General features: G+C 33.9%; 18 protein-coding genes. 9 read left to right on the top strand and 9 right to left on the bottom strand.

Features of this window, described 5'->3' with window-relative positions:
* Positions 1 to 173: 173 nt before the first annotated feature.
* The 4 genes from Q0838_RS07395 to Q0838_RS07410 all read right to left on the bottom strand — a co-directional run bounded on the left by Q0838_RS07395 (position 174) and on the right by Q0838_RS07410 (position 3,222).
* The gene (locus tag Q0838_RS07395; RefSeq protein WP_298952925.1) at positions 174 to 551 is read right to left on the bottom strand and encodes a LysM peptidoglycan-binding domain-containing protein; all 378 of its coding nucleotides are present in this window, start codon (positions 549 to 551) and stop codon (positions 174 to 176) included.
* A gap of 156 nt (positions 552 to 707) precedes the next feature.
* Positions 708 to 1,445: a YebC/PmpR family DNA-binding transcriptional regulator gene (locus tag Q0838_RS07400; RefSeq protein WP_298952928.1), complete on the bottom strand. Its 738-nt coding sequence runs from the start codon at positions 1,443 to 1,445 to the stop codon at positions 708 to 710.
* A gap of 129 nt (positions 1,446 to 1,574) precedes the next feature.
* Complete coding sequence (locus tag Q0838_RS07405) at positions 1,575 to 2,540, bottom strand: hypothetical protein (RefSeq protein ID WP_298952931.1); 966 nt, start codon at positions 2,538 to 2,540, stop codon at positions 1,575 to 1,577.
* A gap of 511 nt (positions 2,541 to 3,051) precedes the next feature.
* Positions 3,052 to 3,222 (bottom strand): hypothetical protein, encoded by a 171-nt coding sequence (locus tag Q0838_RS07410; protein ID WP_298952932.1) that lies wholly within the window; start codon positions 3,220 to 3,222, stop codon positions 3,052 to 3,054.
* Positions 3,223 to 3,466: 244 nt separating this feature from the next.
* Between Q0838_RS07410 and fumC the strand changes: the two genes are divergently transcribed.
* The 4 genes from fumC to ald all read left to right on the top strand — a co-directional run bounded on the left by fumC (position 3,467) and on the right by ald (position 7,876).
* Entirely contained in the window at positions 3,467 to 4,861 is a 1,395-nt protein-coding gene (gene fumC, locus Q0838_RS07415; RefSeq protein ID WP_298952934.1) for a class II fumarate hydratase, read from the top strand.
* A gap of 299 nt (positions 4,862 to 5,160) precedes the next feature.
* Positions 5,161 to 6,129 (top strand): hypothetical protein, encoded by a 969-nt coding sequence (locus Q0838_RS07420; RefSeq protein WP_298952937.1) that lies wholly within the window; start codon positions 5,161 to 5,163, stop codon positions 6,127 to 6,129.
* A 22-nt stretch (positions 6,130 to 6,151) separates the two neighbouring features.
* Positions 6,152 to 6,634, top strand: coding sequence for a hypothetical protein (locus tag Q0838_RS07425; RefSeq protein WP_298952940.1), 483 nt, complete (start codon positions 6,152 to 6,154; stop codon positions 6,632 to 6,634).
* A gap of 153 nt (positions 6,635 to 6,787) precedes the next feature.
* A complete protein-coding gene (gene ald / locus Q0838_RS07430) occupies positions 6,788 to 7,876 on the top strand; it encodes an alanine dehydrogenase (protein ID WP_298952943.1) in 1,089 nt (362 codons plus the stop codon).
* 90 nt (positions 7,877 to 7,966) lie between these two features.
* Here the strand turns inward: ald and Q0838_RS07435 are convergent, their stop codons facing one another.
* The gene (locus Q0838_RS07435) at positions 7,967 to 9,214 is read right to left on the bottom strand and encodes an NAD(P)/FAD-dependent oxidoreductase (protein ID WP_298952946.1); all 1,248 of its coding nucleotides are present in this window, start codon (positions 9,212 to 9,214) and stop codon (positions 7,967 to 7,969) included.
* 99 nt (positions 9,215 to 9,313) lie between these two features.
* Between Q0838_RS07435 and Q0838_RS07440 the strand changes: the two genes are divergently transcribed.
* Together Q0838_RS07440 and Q0838_RS07445 are read left to right on the top strand one after the other, a co-directional pair.
* Positions 9,314 to 10,231 (top strand): mechanosensitive ion channel family protein, encoded by a 918-nt coding sequence (locus Q0838_RS07440; RefSeq protein WP_298952948.1) that lies wholly within the window; start codon positions 9,314 to 9,316, stop codon positions 10,229 to 10,231.
* A 1-nt stretch (position 10,232) separates the two neighbouring features.
* Positions 10,233 to 10,523, top strand: a complete 291-nt coding sequence (locus tag Q0838_RS07445) for a DUF3817 domain-containing protein (protein ID WP_298952951.1) — start codon at positions 10,233 to 10,235, stop codon at positions 10,521 to 10,523.
* Between the two features lies 1 nt (position 10,524).
* Here the strand turns inward: Q0838_RS07445 and Q0838_RS07450 are convergent, their stop codons facing one another.
* Positions 10,525 to 10,926: a hotdog domain-containing protein gene (locus Q0838_RS07450; protein WP_298952954.1), complete on the bottom strand. Its 402-nt coding sequence runs from the start codon at positions 10,924 to 10,926 to the stop codon at positions 10,525 to 10,527.
* A 60-nt stretch (positions 10,927 to 10,986) separates the two neighbouring features.
* Here Q0838_RS07450 and Q0838_RS07455 point away from each other — a divergent pair, with 60 nt between their 5' ends.
* The 3 genes from Q0838_RS07455 to Q0838_RS07465 all read left to right on the top strand — a co-directional run bounded on the left by Q0838_RS07455 (position 10,987) and on the right by Q0838_RS07465 (position 13,715).
* Complete coding sequence (locus Q0838_RS07455; RefSeq protein ID WP_298952957.1) at positions 10,987 to 11,802, top strand: TrmH family RNA methyltransferase; 816 nt, start codon at positions 10,987 to 10,989, stop codon at positions 11,800 to 11,802.
* Positions 11,803 to 11,820: 18 nt separating this feature from the next.
* Entirely contained in the window at positions 11,821 to 13,065 is a 1,245-nt protein-coding gene (locus Q0838_RS07460; RefSeq protein WP_298952960.1) for a M48 family metallopeptidase, read from the top strand.
* 302 nt (positions 13,066 to 13,367) lie between these two features.
* Positions 13,368 to 13,715 carry a DoxX family protein gene (locus tag Q0838_RS07465; RefSeq protein ID WP_298952962.1) on the top strand — a complete coding sequence of 116 codons (348 nt, stop codon included), beginning with the start codon at positions 13,368 to 13,370 and terminating at the stop codon, positions 13,713 to 13,715.
* Here Q0838_RS07465 and Q0838_RS07470 read toward each other — a convergent pair.
* The 3 genes from Q0838_RS07470 to Q0838_RS07480 all read right to left on the bottom strand — a co-directional run bounded on the left by Q0838_RS07470 (position 13,712) and on the right by Q0838_RS07480 (position 16,956).
* Positions 13,712 to 14,083 carry a DoxX family protein gene (locus tag Q0838_RS07470; RefSeq protein WP_298952965.1) on the bottom strand — a complete coding sequence of 124 codons (372 nt, stop codon included), beginning with the start codon at positions 14,081 to 14,083 and terminating at the stop codon, positions 13,712 to 13,714. The two genes, Q0838_RS07465 and Q0838_RS07470, sit on opposite strands and share 4 nt — an antisense overlap.
* Before the next feature lie 132 nt (positions 14,084 to 14,215).
* A complete protein-coding gene (locus tag Q0838_RS07475) occupies positions 14,216 to 15,661 on the bottom strand; it encodes an aminotransferase class V-fold PLP-dependent enzyme (RefSeq protein ID WP_298952968.1) in 1,446 nt (481 codons plus the stop codon).
* 524 nt (positions 15,662 to 16,185) lie between these two features.
* Positions 16,186 to 16,956, bottom strand: a complete 771-nt coding sequence (locus Q0838_RS07480) for a hypothetical protein (RefSeq protein WP_298952971.1) — start codon at positions 16,954 to 16,956, stop codon at positions 16,186 to 16,188.
* Between the last annotated feature and the right edge of the window lie 518 nt (positions 16,957 to 17,474).

Below are 17,474 nucleotides of genomic sequence, written 5' to 3' on the forward strand. Positions count from 1 at the left end.
CAGACCATAAAATCAATAACTAGTAATCATCATTATAAAAATGCTTTCATAGAGACTTTTCAAAAGTAAATTGGTATTAAACATTTCCTAAAATTATACACCTATTAAAAAAGCGCATAAAAAAACCTCGCAAAAGCGAGGTTAAGTATAAAGTAGATTGTAAAATTAAATCTTTATAGATTAGGAATAACTAGTTCCTGACCTGGGTGTATCACATCTGGATTATCTAATAAACCGTTATTTGCTTCAAAGATTTGCTTATACTTCATAGGATCTTTAAAGTAATGCTTTGCAATAAGACTTAACGACTCACCACTTTTAACCGTATGCTTAGTGTAGATAGAATCATCGGCAACTTTAATATCTGCCATAAGATCTGCTGGATTATCACCACCTACCTTTTTGATCTCGTCCCATAATAAGTCCTTATCATATGGAGTTGCTGCTACACCTCTTATTTCAATTTTATCGCCATTTACTTGTACATCACCATCTTTAATATTTAGTTGCTCTCCTAAATCTAGTACACTTTGATATTTTGCTTTTACCATTATAAATTTTTGTTTTAGTTAATAATGCTAAAGTTAAGGATATTAATTGTTATTTCTAAATTTACGACCATAAATAGAATTACATCGATAAAATACCAGAAAGACGCCTCAATTATAAATAAGGATTCAACTTAGGCAACATAGACATTACCTCTCTTACTCTTTCATAGTAGTATAGACGTTATTCACGTCATCATCCTCATCTAGTTTATCGAGAAGTTTATCGATGTCAGCACGTTGCTCTGCGGTCACTTCTTTTTCTATAGTAGAAATATATTCAAAATCTGAGCTTAAGATTTCTATATTCAGTTCTTCCAGTCCTTTTTGTAGCGTACCATAATTTTGAAAATCGCCATAAATCATGATACCATCTACAGAGTTGTTGTCTTCCTCATCCTTCTCATCAAAGAACAACTCTTCAGCACCGAAGTCTATTAACTCTAGCTCTAGTTCTTCTAAGTCTTGACCTTCGGCAGGGATTCTAAAATGACACTTATGGTCAAACATGAATTCTACAGATCCTGATGTACCTAAGTTACCATCACTTTTTGTAAAATGACTGCGCACATTTGCAACCGTCCTATTATTATTATCTGTAGACGTTTCTACCAGTACCGCGATACCATGCGGTGCATAACCTTCAAAGAGTACCGTCTCAAAATTTGCTGTATCCTTATCAGTTGCTTTTTTAATCGCACGCTCTACATTTACCTTAGGCATGTTTACCGCCTTAGCATTTTGTATTACAGCACGCAGTCGAGAATTAGAATCTGGATCTGGCCCACCTTCTTTTACAGCAATAACTATATCTTTACCTATCCTAGTAAAGGCTTTAGACATTGCACTCCATCTTTTCATTTTACGCGCCTTGCGAAATTCAAATGCTCTACCCATTTCTCTTCAATTTTTAATAAGATGTAAAGATAAAATCTTGCAGCTATGTTTACAACCATAAATATTAAAAAGCCACTTTTTAATTCTTATATATAATAAGGACAGTTATTTTAAAAAAAATGAACATGGTTATTCTACATCATAAGGTACGTGACTCTGTAAAAAAGTGGTGCTTATCTCTCTCCACTCTTTGTAAAAATGTTTTCGCCATACATTAGCATCATGGATAGCGGCATTATACGCCTCTGTTTTTGCCATAATATTCTCTCTAGAGCCAGTCTGGGCATCTTCTTTAATAAGTTCTATAGGTTTAAGATCTACAGTTACTTGTGTATGTAGTTTTTCATTATACTTAACTAGTGCGTTATATAAATTATCATCTAGACTATAAGAGTTAAATTTTTCTAATTGTAGAGTATCATACAGTTTTGATTTTAAATTTACTACAGCATTGCGATAGCTAGCAATATCTTTTTCATTTAATCCCTGCCAGAAATTTCTCTCCACCTGTTGCAAATTAGAAAAAGCCAGTTGCAGCTCATTATAATAATCATAAACCATAATAGTTTGTTTCATATTATGGGCCAGTTCACTAGTATTTTCTTTTATAATTAAATCGTGTTTATCTCCATAAACAGCGATCGCATCATTATAGTCGGCTCTTAATTTATAAACTGCTTTTCTTATATTTTGTATAATTTGCAATTGATTTGTAACCACCTTACCAGCATCTTTGCTCTTTAAGAGCACCAGTAAATCTTCTTTTACGATAGCAAGATTACCTTCTAGATAATTAATCATGGCTCGTTTTAAATCTGGATCAAATGCTTTTATTTTGTTTACCTTAACCATACTCTTACGTATGGTATTTTCTAGTTGTTTACGCCTTCCTTTTATGGCGATATCATCCTTAGAAAAAGTATACACTTGCATATAATTCCATACACTGGTGACTACCTTTTCATTTTGACTATCTATAAAGGTCAGGTAGGAATTTGCATCATTAAAATTTTGAGCTCTTACATCGTTTGCCATAAAAACCAGCAATACAAAGATGTAACTTAAATTAAAAATAGATTTTATAAAGAATCTCATGAAGTGTTTTTACAATAATTAATAGAATAAATTATAAACATAGAAAAGCAGTTAAGCCTTCTAATGCCATGATATGATTTTCATCTAGCAACTTCTATACAGATAATACGCTGTTGGATTTCAGTTTCGCTTTCGCGAAAGCGAGAACACCACAAAAACCGTTTATCAAAATTAAACTAAATAGTTAAAAATGGTGTAAATTCCTTATTTAAAAACAATAGCGCTGGCTCTTAAGATAAAAAAAACCGACAGCAGAAAAAAGACTCCCATAATATAAAAACTCCTTTATTACACTGTAGAACTGAGATACATGCAATTTTACAGAAATCTGTCCCTAAGCCTCAAAGGTAGCTTTCTAACATCTCATATTCCTAAAAAAATAATGACAATTCATTTTCTAGAACCATAAAGACTGGCAAACAGAAAATTTCTCAAACTCTAAAAACAGGCCATAAAAAAACCGCCTAGAAATTTCCAGACGGTCATATATAATGCGATGCTATGAAGAAAATTACTTCTCTTCTTTAAGCTTTGCTTCTTTCTTTAATTTTCTCTTTTCTAACAATGATCCTGTAATCCAATAAGGAATTACAAATGCTGTTAAAAATATCATTAACCAAAATCCTAAAGTAAGAATTCCTAAAAATGCTAAAAAGCCTAAATATTGATCAAAATCGAACATGGTATCTCTTGTTTGATGCAAAGATAAAGACTTGAACTTAATTATGAAAAAACTACACTGCATTTATTAACAAAAAGCTGTTTATAACAGCTCTTATTCTATTAATTACAAGAAGTAAGTCAGGTTAGAGCCTTTGTAATTCTGTTTTTGCGCAGGCGGCACCTCCAGTCTACTTGTTATTATTATCTATATGGAGATGGTAAAACAACACTCAGGTTTTATATTTGTGAAAAATTCGACCACAATGGAATATAGAATAGAAAAAGATACCATGGGACAGGTAGAAGTCCCTGCAGATAAACTTTGGGGTGCGCAAACACAGCGTTCTCGCATGAATTTTAAAATAGGTGCTGCAGGTAGCATGCCACTAGAGATCGTATACGGTTTTGCCTACCTTAAAAAAGCCGCTGCTTATACTAACTGTGATCTAGGTGTTCTCACTACAGAGAAGCGCGATCTTATTGCACAAGTTTGTGACGAGATTCTAGAGGGTAAACACGACGACCAGTTCCCACTGGTAATATGGCAAACAGGTTCTGGCACACAGTCTAATATGAATGTGAATGAGGTAATCGCAAACCGCGCACACCAACTAGCTGGTAAAACAATAGGTGAAGGCGAGAAAACCATACAGCCTAATGACGACGTGAATAAATCACAGTCCTCTAACGATACCTTCCCTACAGGAATGCACATCGCCTGTTATAAGAAAGTGGTAGAAAACACCATTCCAGGCATCAAGCAACTGCGCAACACATTACACAACAAATCTATAGAATTTACTGATGTGGTAAAAATAGGTCGTACGCACCTTATGGATGCCACACCATTAACACTAGGACAGGAATTTTCTGGTTACGTTTCTCAACTGGACCATGGGATCATCGCGCTAGAAAACACACTAGCACATTTAAGTCAGCTCGCACTAGGTGGTACTGCCGTAGGTACAGGATTAAATACACCATTAGGTTATGATGTAAAAGTAGCAGAATATATCGCAAAATTTACAGAATTGCCTTTTATAACAGCACACAATAAATTTGAAGCACTAGCAGCACACGACGCTCTAGTAGAGACTCACGGCGCTTTAAAACAAATAGCTGTATCACTTAATAAAATCGCCCACGATATAAGAATGCTCGCAAGTGGACCACGTAGCGGTATCGGTGAGTTAATCATCCCTGCAAACGAGCCAGGTAGCTCTATCATGCCAGGTAAAGTAAACCCTACTCAGGCAGAGGCTATTACTATGGTATGTGCTCGCGTTATGGGTAACGACACAACAGTTACTGTAGGTGGTATGCAAGGTCACTTTGAATTAAACGTATTTAAACCAGTTATGGCTGCTGCAGTTCTAGAAAGCGCACAGTTAATAGGTGACGCGTGTAGAAGTTTTGACGAGAATTGTGCCGTAGGAATCGAGCCTAACAAAGAAACAATCAAGTCCTTACTAGACAACTCATTAATGCTAGTAACTGCTTTAAACACTAAAATAGGATACTATAAAGCTGCCGAAATTGCTAACAAAGCACACGAAGAGGGAACTACCCTTAAGGCTGCTGCCCTAGCTCTAGAATATGTAACGTCCGAGGAATTTGACCTATGGGTAAAACCAGAAGACATGGTAGGTCACAGATAATATCTGTCTTACTTAAAACAGTTAAAAGCCGCTTCAATTCATGAAGCGGCTTTTTTTATGTGGTTCGGTTTCGCTTTCGCCAAAGATAGACACACACCACCACTACCCTAACCTTCTAATTTATTCACCTCATTAAGAGAAACCGTAAATAAGAGATAGGAAATTTATTTAAATTGCATGAGGAATTATTGTTACTTTAAGAATTGAATAATTTAGGAATGGTGTATCAAACAAAAAGTTTTTTATTCTTACATTAACTCGCATTAAAACAATACCACTACCAACTTTACAAAACACGCATGACGGTTAAAGAAGCAATTTTAAAAAGTTTAGAAGACATAAATGGATTAACTAATTATATGGAAATTCACGATCATATAATTAATAAAAATTATTATCATTTTGGATCAGCAAAAACACCACCTGCAACCATATCTGCCTTATTAGGAGATCTTATCAGGAATGGAGATACCAGAGTTAAACGCTTAAAACAATCAGGAGGAACTTATTCATATTACTTAACTAAAAATGAACAAGAAATCGAGATAGAGATTTTATCCAGATCAACTGACACTTCTCCTATTAAAATAAATAAAAGCAAAGTAAAAACATACACAGAAAGAGACTTACATAAACTATTGAGTAGTTATCTCAAAAACACAAAAATTTATTCTAAAACAATTTTTCACGAACACTCAAAAAATGGAAAAGATTCTAATCAAATATGGACACATCCAGATATGATAGGAGTTAAACTTTTAAACTTACAAACTAAGGTTAGTCAAAATTTTTTGAAATCAATAAACAGAGTAGATACTTTTAAATTAAGTTCTTATGAACTAAAAAAAGAGATTAATTCAGATTCAGAATTAAAAAAAGCATATTTTCAAGCTGTTTCTAATTCTAGTTGGGCTAACTATGGCTATCTCGTAGCTTATGAATTTAGTGACAGTTTATCAGATGAAATGGAGAGGTTAAATCAATCATTTGGTATAGGAATTATTGAACTAAACGCAAATCCCTACCAAAGTAAAATTCTATTCCCAGCTAACTATAGAGATCTTGATTTTAAAACAATTGATAAGCTCTGTAAAATAAATAAAGAGTTTGAACAGTTTATAGAGCAAACCGATCGATTAATGACAGCGCAAGAAAGATATTACAAATCAACTGAAAAAGAACTCGATGAGTTTTGTGATTCATATTTTGAAATAGATACAGAAATAGAAAAATACTGTATAGATAAAAATATTCCTATTGAAGATTAATCCATTAAACAACCCAACCACCATGAAAAAATTAATTTTTACCCTTCTAGTAATCATAGCTGTTCAAACAAGTAACGCACAAAGCTCACAACTTACTGAAGATCAATTTAGAGAAAAAGTAACTAATGAGTTTCAAACTAATTATAATAAAACACTCACCTCTTTTGAAAATTCCATGGATTATGATATCGTCAAAAAGAATGAAAAATGGAATATTTATGAGTTTGATAATAAAAGAATATTTAAAATAGAATCTAAAAAGAATAACACCACTTTTATAGAAACGTATTATGAAGTAGATGGACTATTGCGCTATGCACAAGAAAAAGAAATTAGTTTTATAAACACATCAGACGCTATAGAATGGAACTGTGAATATTTCTTAGAAAACGGCGCTGTAAAAACCATCATGTCTCTAGGTCATGGAAAGACAGAAAGAGATGACTGGGATTCCAGCGAGGTATTAACCATGTACCAAAAGAGAAAAGCTTTATTAAAACAATAAAAATACCATCAATCAAAATACACCCTAAAAAATAAGGGTAAACCCTTAAATAAAACTAAGTTTAATAAAATTACCCCTAAAATTATAAGGGTATTACTTTCATTATATGCAACAAAGTTACAAATTACGCTCGTAACTTAAAGTTTAAAAAAAATGATTGTCGGTATTCCTAAAGAGATTAAAAACAATGAAAGCAGGGTCGGTATGACACCTGGCGGCGTTTATGAATTGGTTAAAAAGAAACACACCGTTTATGTGCAATCTAATGCTGGAGAAGGCAGCGGCTTTTTAAATTCTGATTACTTAAAAGCAGGTGCACTTATCTTAGATTCCATCGGTGAGGTGTATGCAATTAGTGAAATGATTGTAAAAGTAAAAGAACCTATTGCTGAGGAATACGATTTAATTCAAGAAGGCCAAATACTTTTTACCTATTTCCACTTTGCCTCTAGTGAGCCGTTAACTAAGGCCATGATTAAGGCAAAAGCTATTTGCATAGCTTATGAAACTGTAGAAGATACAGACGGCACACTACCATTATTAACTCCTATGTCAGAGGTAGCTGGTAGACTAGCCATTCAACAAGGTGCAAAATACTTAGAAAAACCGGTCAAAGGTCGTGGCGTTCTTTTAGGTGGTGTTCCTGGAGTAGCACCTGGTAAAGTACTAGTTTTAGGTGCTGGAATAGTAGGTATACAAGCTGCAAAAATGGCAGCAGGACTAGGCGCACATGTCACCATGTTAGATATCAACATGAAACGTTTACGCTATGTAAATGACGTCATGCCTCCACACGTGGTTACTGAATTTTCTAACGAGTTTAATATTAGAAAACACATTAAAACTCATGATTTAATCATAGGTGGCGTTTTACTTAAAGGTGCCAAAGCGCCTAACCTCATCACACGCGACATGCTCAAAGAAATGCGACCAGGAACTGTTATCGTAGATGTAGCGGTAGATCAAGGTGGCTGTGTAGAAACTACCAGACCTACTACTCATGAAGATCCTGTGTATATTATAGATGACGTGGTTCATTACTCTGTTGCAAACATGCCTGGTGCAGTACCTTTTACCTCTACCATGGCATTAACTAACGTTACTTTACCTTACGTTTTAAAAATAGCAAATCTAGGCTGGGAAAAAGCATGCGACTCTTACCCTAGTCTTAAAAAAGGATTGAATATCATATCTGGAACTATTGTTTATCAAGAAATTAAAGAAGCCTTTAATTATAACTAACACTTATCTTAAAAAAATTTGAAAAGGTAACTAAAGATAGAAAAATAGAAAACGGTAAATAGATAAATACCCCTATTTACCGTTTTAAAATTATAAAATCACACTTCCTTCTATCTTGCTTATTACTGCATTTGCAGCAGCTTTACCATTTAACATCGCTGCGTTAAGTGACCCATTACTTAATTGATCTCCCGCTAGAAAAACATGATCGGTAAGCTGTGTTTCTGACGGACTCATACAGTAATTTAATGAATCTAGTTGGGGTAATGCTTTCTTAATATGGTACAATTTTACCAATTCATTTGCCTTAATTTGAGTCTCTTCTCTTAACTCTTTTACCACACGCTCTATAAGTTGCTGCTCAGATAAATTATGTTTTTTAATCACAGAAACACTTATGATATTTCTATGATTATCAAAAACATCATTTAAAAAATGAAAATTATTAATCAGCACATCATCATTTGCTATTAAACCTATGATAGATTGATCTAAACCAGCATGATCAGTTTCAAAATACAGAACAGTAACCTCATGCCATGACATGTTTTCATCTGGTAAATTAGAAATTAAATCTCCTGCTTGTGTAGCCACTATGGTATAATCAGCCTTTATTTTCTCTCCATTCTCTAGAGAGATCTCATTACCTACCACGGCTGTTACCTTTTTATGAAGATGTATAGAATCTTGAGGTAATTGAGCAGCTAGTTGTTCTGGTATAGCTTTAATACCGCCTGCAGGTATCGTTGCATTTCCTTCTGTAAACATTTTAAAGACGTATTCAAACATGCGACTGCTCGTTGCAAGATCTGCCTCTAGAAATATGCCTGTATAAAAAGGAGTAAAGAAACTAGCTATCATCTTATTAGAAAATCCATAATTCTCTAGGTAGATTTTTGTAGTAGTCTCTGGAGTATTAAATATATCTTGTATTGATTTTTGTTTCAGCTTTCGCGAAAGCGAGAACACCAACCATTTATCTTTTAATGATCCGACACCGGCTGTAATTGTACTCCATAAAAAACTGCTATCTCTCGTAGGATCGCCTATTTTATGCGTTTTACCGTCTTTAAATATGACAGAACCTGGAACAAATTTACGTAATTTTAAAGCCTCAGTATCTAGGAATTCATTCACCGCAGGATAAGCGTCTAACATCACTTGAAAACCGTGATCTAGTATTAATCCCATAGAAACATCGCTGCTTACACGACCACCTACAAATGCATTTGAATCGTAAACAGTTGCTTTATAACCAGCGTTTTGTAATGTAACGGCTGCGGTGAGGCCGCTTACTCCAGCGCCTATAATGGTAATGTGTGGTTGATTATCCTTCATGGTGCAAAAATAGTATAGAGTTTTATAATGTAAAGGATTTAATTAATGCTTAACAAAAAGAATTTTACTACAGGCTATCTTTACTATAAAATCAAGTTTATGCCATTAAAAGAACAAATAGAAGATATTTCTATTTCTGACAGAATCACCAGCACTACTTATTCTTATTATGAAAATTTTCTTGATTTCTTACCGCAACTAGCTCTAGGCCTGTCTATTATCACATTAGGCGTTTTAATAGCTAGCTTTTTAGGTAGAATTACCACCTCTAGCGTTATACATAGAACTAAAGATCCATTGATGAGTCGTTTTCTAGGTAAGGCGATACGCTTTGTTTTTATCATCATTTTTGCTATGCTCGCGTTAAAAGCAGCTGGATTAGGAGATATAAGCGCTGGTATTCTTGCAACCGCTGGTGCTGGTGCCGTAGTTCTAGGGTTTGCTTTTAAAGATATAGGTCAAAATTTTATAGCTGGTGTAATTCTCAGTTTCAACAGGCCATTTGACGTAAATGATACAGTGGAGATAGGAACTAACTTTGGTCGTATAAAAGCACTAGAATTTAGATATACTAAACTAAAAACTTTTGATGGTAAAGATGTTTACATTCCTAATTCTGATGTGATTACACAACCAGTAACTAATTATACTGAAGACGGTTTTTACCGCTGGGACTTTGTGGTAGGTGTAGATTATGACGATGATATACAAGAGGCAAAACAGAGCATCATGGATGCCTTAAACGCAGACCCTAAAGTTGTGACAGATAAAGATCATGTGAGTTATGTCGTAGAAGATGAACTAGCGACTAGCACCGTAAATCTTAAGGTGTACTTTTGGGTAGATACCTTAGACTTTGGACGCGTGGCAAACACCACGCGTGGTCGCGTAATAGGAAATGTAAAGAGAGCTTTAATGAGAAAAGGGTTCTATTTACCGGCAGATATTCAGGAAATCAAGCTTTATGGTCGTGATTCTGAACTACCTTTGTCACTTCAAGATAAACGCTTTAAATAATATGCTTAAAACATTTAAATATCTAGCTCTAGCAGAAGGTTACTCCTTTTTATTCATCCTATTTATAACCATGCCTCTTAAATATCTAGGCGGTATTTTATTACCTAATATGATTATGGGAATGGCACATGGTTTCCTTTTCCTTAGTTATGTAGTCGTGGCTATAGTAGTAAGCCAGATTATTAAGTGGAATTTTAAAACACTACTCATAGTTCTAGTCATGTCTGTAGTGCCGTTTGGAACTTTCTGGATGGAAGAAACGTACCTAGAAGAAAAACTTAAAAAGGCTTAATTTAAGCAAAGCCTTTCTTTTTCATACGCTCACTCTGGTATTCTACCTCTGTTTTACCGTGTGGAAGAGGCTTACCGTCTTCTCCTAGATTTACTAATATTATATTCTCAATGGTTATAATGGTGTCATAGGTCATTTTATTGCGCACGATACATTTTAAGTCGATAGAGCTTTTACCAAATTTATTTACCTCTAGTCCTATCTCTATAATATCTCCTGTTTTTGCACTGGCGACAAAGTTGATTTCACTCATATACTTAGTAACTACTTTTTGATTCTCGATCTGTATGATCGCGTATAGTGCGGCCTCCTCATCAATCCATTCTAATAGTCTACCGCCGAAAAGCGTACCATTAGGATTTAAATCTTCGGGCTTTATCCATTTTCTTGTATGAAATCTCATATTATATAGGTTTATTTTCAAAGATACATTTGATCTAAGTTAAAAACCTATTTTTGTATTATGAAACACATCTCTAGTCCTAATAATACCGTTATACGACATGTAGAACAATTGCAACGTAAAAGTAAAGCTCGTAAAAAAGAAGGCCTTTTTATCATAGAGGGACAGCGAGAGATTTTGCTGGCTGCGAGAGGTGAATTTATCATAGAGCACATCTTAGTTTGCGGCGCTATTCTTCTCAATTCTAGCACATTTACCGCGCAAGATGTGTACTCAAAATTAGCGATCGATCAGTCCCCAGAAATTATTTCTGTATCGCAAGAAATCTATGAAAAAATAGCTTATCGCAGTGGTACAGAAGGTTGTATCGCTATAGCAAAAGCTAAACGCCAACACTTAAAAGATCTAGAACTAACAGATACACCCTTAATCCTTATTGCCGAATCTACAGAGAAACCTGGTAATCTAGGCGCTCTATTAAGAACTGCAGATGCTGCTCAAATAGACGCTGTAATCATCACAAACCCTACAGCAGATCTTTATAATCCTAATGTCATACGATCTAGTGTGGGCTGTCTATTTACCGTTCCTACTGCCGTGTGCAGTACAGAAGAGTTGATAGGTTTTTTAAGAGATAAAAATATCGATTTATATGCCGCTACTTTACAAAGTAGCGAGCGCTATGACCGCATAGATTATAGAAATGCTAGCGCTATAGCCGTAGGAACTGAAGCCACTGGACTATCTGAAGAAATGAGAGCCGCTGCAAAGGCTAACATTATTATACCTATGTCTGGCGAGATAGATTCTATGAATGTCTCTGTAAGTGCAGCAATCATGATTTTTGAGGCAAAGAGACAAAGAGATTTTAAATAAGATTTTAAGCTTACTTTTATGACACCATCTACCGTATTTTACATCATTCTAGGAATTCTAATTTTTGATTTCTTATTAGAACGTATTTTAGGTTTTCTTAACTACACATGGTATTCAAAGCCTGTACCACAAGAACTTAGTGATGTTTATGATGCTGCTGAGTATGATAAATCTCAAGAATATAAAAAGACCAATTTTAAATTTAGCTTGTTATCCAGCACCTTTTCCTTTATAAGTATGCTGTTGTTTTTATTTTTTAAAGGTTTTGCCCTACTCGATGAGATGGCACGATTTTATGCACAAAATGAAATCGTTGTGGCTTTATTATTTTTTGGAATCATCATGCTAGCGAGTGAGATCATATCGCTGCCTTTTTCCATCTACTCTACATTTGTAATAGAAGAAAAATTTGGCTTTAATAAAACCACTAGTAAAACGTTTATTCTCGATAAATTAAAGGGTTATGTACTTACTGCCGTTTTAGGCGGCGCTATTCTATCTTTAATTATTCTATGTTACAACTGGGCTGGTGATAATTTCTGGTGGTATGTATGGATATTGATATTTTTCATATCATTGTTTATGAATATGTTTTATGCAAAATTATTTGTTCCTCTATTCAATAAACAATCACCGCTAGAAGATGGCGATTTAAAAAATAAAATAAGCCAGTATGCTGCTACGGTAGGGTTTCAACTAGACAAAATTTTTGTCATAGATGGTAGTAAAAGGTCTACTAAGGCTAACGCTTATTTCAGCGGTTTCGGTAGTGAGAAACGTGTCACCTTGTACGACACCTTAATAGAACAATTAACCGAAGAAGAAATAGTAGCTGTACTCGCTCATGAAGTAGGTCATTATAAAAGAAAACATATTATTTATAATCTTATTGCAGGCACGCTCATTACTGGTTTTACCCTGTGGTTATTTTCTATATTTGTAGATAACAACCTACTTTCTGAGGCTCTAGGTGTTGCAGTTCCTTCTTTTCATATAGGTTTAATCGCATTCGGATTATTATATTCTCCTATTTCTAGATTAACGAGTATAATAATGAGTTTGCTTTCAAGAAAATTTGAATATCAAGCAGATTATTATGCAAAGAGTACTTATAAAAAAGAGCCCTTAATAAGCGGTTTAAAAACACTGTCTAAAACTAGTTTGAGTAATCTAACACCGCATCCTGCTTATGTATGGTTTTATTATTCTCACCCTAGTTTATCACAACGTATCGCTGCCATGAAAAGCGATAGGGTTTATTAAATAATTCCATATTATTAACACTAAAAAAGCTATTTTACTTAGTTTAAGATAAAGCGGTCCTATCGCGCAGTATCCCAATAATTAGTCCTAAAGATTGTGCGGTGCTTTTATTTACCTATTTAAATAGATCCTAATACGGTGCTATTTCCCTATATCGTATATAGCACTCCTTGATATTTCATTGAATCTTAACGCACTATTCCTAGTCTACTAACTTTTTACTAGAAATAGTGTGAAATAATATTCTTAATTTCAACAAATAATTAACGGTATGATGTTGGGAATTGCCATACATTCATATTATGAAAACATTTGATCTCCTACTCTATTTTACCATCGTTTCATTCTTCTTCTTTGGCATTACTTGTCTGTTCTCATCACACATGAGATTAGAATTTACCAGATTCGGTTTAAGTATGTTGCAACGCTTATTAACTGGTGTCCTTCAACTTATAGGTGCCACTGGTTTAATAGTTGGAATTTTTAATACGTATATAGGTATAATGGCCTCTGCAGGGTTAAGTTTATTGATGCTGGCTGGTTTTATAGTACGTGTAAAAATCAAAGACGGCATCTATAAATCGTCACCGGCTTTAATCTTTATGGTACTTTGTAGTATTATTTGCTATAAATTTATAGACTTGCTCTAAATAAATATTATCGCTATAGATAATAGTAAAAATATCGCTGCTGGTATCGATTTTTTAATAGGGTCACTAATCTTAACATGCATAGTAATAGCTCCTAACATAAGAAAAGCGATACCTATAGCGCCAGTAAATTCTACCGATTTAAAATAGATGGAGGTTAAGAGAAGTACTGCAAATAAACATTTCAGTGTACCTACTATAATCATCGCATTTTTTGATAGACCATATGCAGCAAATTCTTCTTGCATGCTACTGGCATTTCCACCACGCCATGGTGTTGCCTTATCGCGATTAATAAGCCACACTTTTAGTATACTTAAACCGACTATTAATTTGATGAATATCTCTGTGATTTCTATAAATTCCATGGTTGTTATTTTACTCAAAAATAATTATTAAATTAAGAAGTTATTACAATATAATCTTAATAAGTATTTCTTTAACAGGATATTGTATTCTGAGTCCGCTTTCGCGAAAGCGGAACACTTACTATCTATAATTTATTTAACAGACTGTTCTTGTAGTATAACATGGGCAAATTCTTCACATGCGGTAAAGGTCTCCATGATATGATCCATAGTAGTACGCGGATTTATCAAGCACATGCGCAATACTACCTGATTATTAAGCACTGTGGTGACTAATAAAGATTCTTTAGATTCTATAATACGTTTAGAAATTTCTTGATTAAGAGCATCTATGCGTGCGTTACTTAAATCTAGATCTATTGGGTTGTACCTGAAGTTAATAATAGCAAGAGTGGCAGGAGAAACGACTTCCCATTTACTGCTTTTTCTGAGCATGGTTTCTACATCTTCGGCTATGTTAATATTATGACTCACAGCTTTTCTAAACGCCTCTAATCCAAATGTTTTTAAAGACATATAAAACTTAAGCGCTCTGAAACGTCTGGTAAGTTGGATACCGTGGTCGTAGAAATTAATCTCTGAAGTGTTTCCTTCTATATCTCTTAAATATTCTGGTTTTTCTACAAATGTATCGTGCAACCACTTACTTTTACGCACTAATAAACATCCCATTTCATAGGGTTGATACAGCCATTTATGGGGATCTATGGTAAGAGAATCTGCTTTTTCTATTCCTTTTAACGCCTTGCTGCCTTTTTGAGATAAGATCGCTGCACCACCATAAGCTCCATCGATATGAAACCACAGTTTTTCTTCCTTACAGATTATGCCTATTTCTTCTAGTGGATCTACCGTACCGGTGTTAGTAGTACCAGCAGATGCGATAATGCAAAAGGGATGTAAACCTCTTAAACGATCTTTAGAAATTGCATTTTTAAGTTTATTAAGAGCCATTTTAAACTCTCCATCTGTGGGAATAATGCGTATTTGTTCTTTATTAAAACCGATGACACGTATCGCTTTTACGTTAGAAGAATGAGCCTGGTCAGACATGTAGATAACGGCTTTAGAAAAGTCGTCTCCACACATTTGTCTTCTTGCGGTTACTAGTGCGGTAAGATTTGCCATAGAACCACCGCTGGTGAATATACCTCCACCTTTTTTTGCAGGAAATTTAAACAATTTAAGCAACCAGTTCATGGTAACTATCTCTAACTCTGCCGCAGCTGGAGATGCCGCCCAACCGCCAGAAAATATATTGAAACCTGTCGCTAGTGTGTCTGCCATAACGCTTACATAATTGCTAGGTCCTGGAACAAAGGAATACGATTTAGGGTGAGAAACGATGTTGCTATTGGGCAATACATGCTGGGTAACAAAGTCCAGAATCTGGTCTGGATCGCTAGGTAAATTAGGTACATCTTCTTGAAAGATATCGTCCATCTCCTTACGACTAGCTATCGCCACCGGACTTTTATCATTTTGTGTTGTAAAATGTTCTACTAGAGTATCGATCACCTTATAACCGTAGGCTCTCATCTCTTCTTTACTTAATTCTAATTTATGCAAATTATCCATCTGTGCTGCTCCCTTTTAAAGCTGCAAAATTACAAGTAATAGCTTATACAAGAAGCAAGAAAATAGCATAAATCCTAAAATCATGCGCTTTCTCAACAAATCAAAAAATAGATCTATGGATTATCATTTTTTGTAAATCTAGATTAGATTATTGTTCTTAAAAATGAAATTTTCTTATGACATTGATGATTCCATTTTAATAGTCAAATTAAAAATTAGGCGGACTTTATAAATTTGCACAAACCTTTCTGTTTAGTACTTACTAGCTATGTTTTCTACACCATGTTGATGGTAGTTATTCTTTCATTTCAATTTCAAAATTATATTTGAAATTTAATTCCTCATAATTTAATATTATGCCATTTAACTCTGATGCTGTTTTATTTTCAATCCTTTTTTTGTCTTGATAATATTAGTCGTCATATATAATTGGGTCATAATAAGCTAGAGTTTCCATATTTGATGCTCCAAATGGATATCCTTAGGTCGGTTCTACCTTTTAATAAAGGCTTAATATGTTAGATTTAATTAAAGGATATTTCTTCAACTAGATAAGGAATATCTTTCATTTCAAATCTTGGATTAGAGAAAGGACCACGGTTTATAAACAAAGAATTAAATTTATTTTCATCAATTAATACACCCAGTGTTTCACAAGCTTCAATTAGCAAATCTGTATCTATATTTATAGAGAACAAAGTATCTTGAAGTAAGCACTGCAAATAATGTTTCTTTTGTCCAGCAGATAATTCAAGTTTTTCATGTCCTTCTATTCCCCATTGTCCTGCAATACTATTTGATCGAGCAGCAAGTAGCCCCAATATTTCATGACAGGTTTTCCATTTTTTTTCTAAAAGTTCTATAAATACAGCTTGATACACCTCATGATTCATATCACAGGTTCTCAAAAAGTCAATAAAATTAGAAATATATTTTTTATCAGTATATGCAAGAGCAAAAGAAGCATTTAACCCCATAGGCATTTCATCATCTAGCCAGGTTTTTTTAACTAGATTTCTTTGCATTATATCCTGAACAAATTTTTTGATTTTATCTATATTCTTACCGTCCTTTACTGCACTTAAGAAGAAGACTAGCTCGCTATATGACGGCATATCTCTATGAAGATTAATCTCATATTCTACAAAATTATTTTCATGATATTTCCCAAATCTAAGCCCTTCATTTTTTTGAGCTGTTTCACATAATTCATCGAGATTCTTTAAAACAATATCTAGTTTATTTGATACATCTACAGTGTCTTCTATGTCAACGATAATTGTATTATTTTCCATTTATTCTTATTAAAATATTTGTTTACCTATACCTATGTTATAATGAGAGTGAACCATGCCATAGGTATTCTATTATTTTGATTCACAGTATAAAGGTGAAAGTACAAAACTATTTTAGATTTCTCATTCTATAAATAACAGAATCAAAAGGTTTAAAACTTAGTCATACTGTTAGCCACAGAAGAGTGAAATTTTCATGTATATGATGCGATGTTTAAAGGTTTTCTGAATAAAACAAGTATCTCAAATGATTCCTGACAAGCAAAAAAGAGAAGCAGTAAGTACTATTTATCAATTACCTAATCATTCTTAATATAGAGTTATCAATGGAATTTTTTCCGCTTTCGCGAAAGCGAAACAAACACAATCAAAGCGATCATTTACTAAAAATAATCGCTTTTTAATTTAATTGCTAAAAATATTAGTAATGTAAAATACTGAATTACATAATATTAAAAATAAATTCAGATTTTAAATTTATTTTACTGTAACAACTGGAAAAGAAAGTCGTCTATTAG

Origin of the sequence: uncultured Nonlabens sp. (genome assembly GCF_947495285.1) — a bacterium.
GTDB lineage: Bacteria > Bacteroidota > Bacteroidia > Flavobacteriales > Flavobacteriaceae > Nonlabens.

Coding starts and splice junctions, on each gene's coding strand:
- Q0838_RS07470 (WP_298952965.1), bottom strand. CDS start 14,083: ATGGAATTTATAGAAATCACAGAGATATTCATCAAATTAATAGTCGGT.
- Q0838_RS07460 (WP_298952960.1), top strand. CDS start 11,821: ATGACACCATCTACCGTATTTTACATCATTCTAGGAATTCTAATTTTT.
- Q0838_RS07425 (WP_298952940.1), top strand. CDS start 6,152: ATGAAAAAATTAATTTTTACCCTTCTAGTAATCATAGCTGTTCAAACA.
- Q0838_RS07445 (WP_298952951.1), top strand. CDS start 10,233: ATGCTTAAAACATTTAAATATCTAGCTCTAGCAGAAGGTTACTCCTTT.
- Q0838_RS07405 (WP_298952931.1), bottom strand. CDS start 2,540: ATGAGATTCTTTATAAAATCTATTTTTAATTTAAGTTACATCTTTGTA.
- Q0838_RS07450 (WP_298952954.1), bottom strand. CDS start 10,926: ATGAGATTTCATACAAGAAAATGGATAAAGCCCGAAGATTTAAATCCT.
- Q0838_RS07475 (WP_298952968.1), bottom strand. CDS start 15,661: ATGGATAATTTGCATAAATTAGAATTAAGTAAAGAAGAGATGAGAGCC.
- Q0838_RS07400 (WP_298952928.1), bottom strand. CDS start 1,445: ATGGGTAGAGCATTTGAATTTCGCAAGGCGCGTAAAATGAAAAGATGG.
- Q0838_RS07410 (WP_298952932.1), bottom strand. CDS start 3,222: ATGTTCGATTTTGATCAATATTTAGGCTTTTTAGCATTTTTAGGAATT.
- Q0838_RS07465 (WP_298952962.1), top strand. CDS start 13,368: ATGAAAACATTTGATCTCCTACTCTATTTTACCATCGTTTCATTCTTC.
- Q0838_RS07395 (WP_298952925.1), bottom strand. CDS start 551: ATGGTAAAAGCAAAATATCAAAGTGTACTAGATTTAGGAGAGCAACTA.
- Q0838_RS07455 (WP_298952957.1), top strand. CDS start 10,987: ATGAAACACATCTCTAGTCCTAATAATACCGTTATACGACATGTAGAA.
- Q0838_RS07440 (WP_298952948.1), top strand. CDS start 9,314: ATGCCATTAAAAGAACAAATAGAAGATATTTCTATTTCTGACAGAATC.
- Q0838_RS07435 (WP_298952946.1), bottom strand. CDS start 9,214: ATGAAGGATAATCAACCACACATTACCATTATAGGCGCTGGAGTAAGC.
- Q0838_RS07480 (WP_298952971.1), bottom strand. CDS start 16,956: ATGGAAAATAATACAATTATCGTTGACATAGAAGACACTGTAGATGTA.
- fumC (WP_298952934.1), top strand. CDS start 3,467: ATGGAATATAGAATAGAAAAAGATACCATGGGACAGGTAGAAGTCCCT.
- ald (WP_298952943.1), top strand. CDS start 6,788: ATGATTGTCGGTATTCCTAAAGAGATTAAAAACAATGAAAGCAGGGTC.
- Q0838_RS07420 (WP_298952937.1), top strand. CDS start 5,161: ATGACGGTTAAAGAAGCAATTTTAAAAAGTTTAGAAGACATAAATGGA.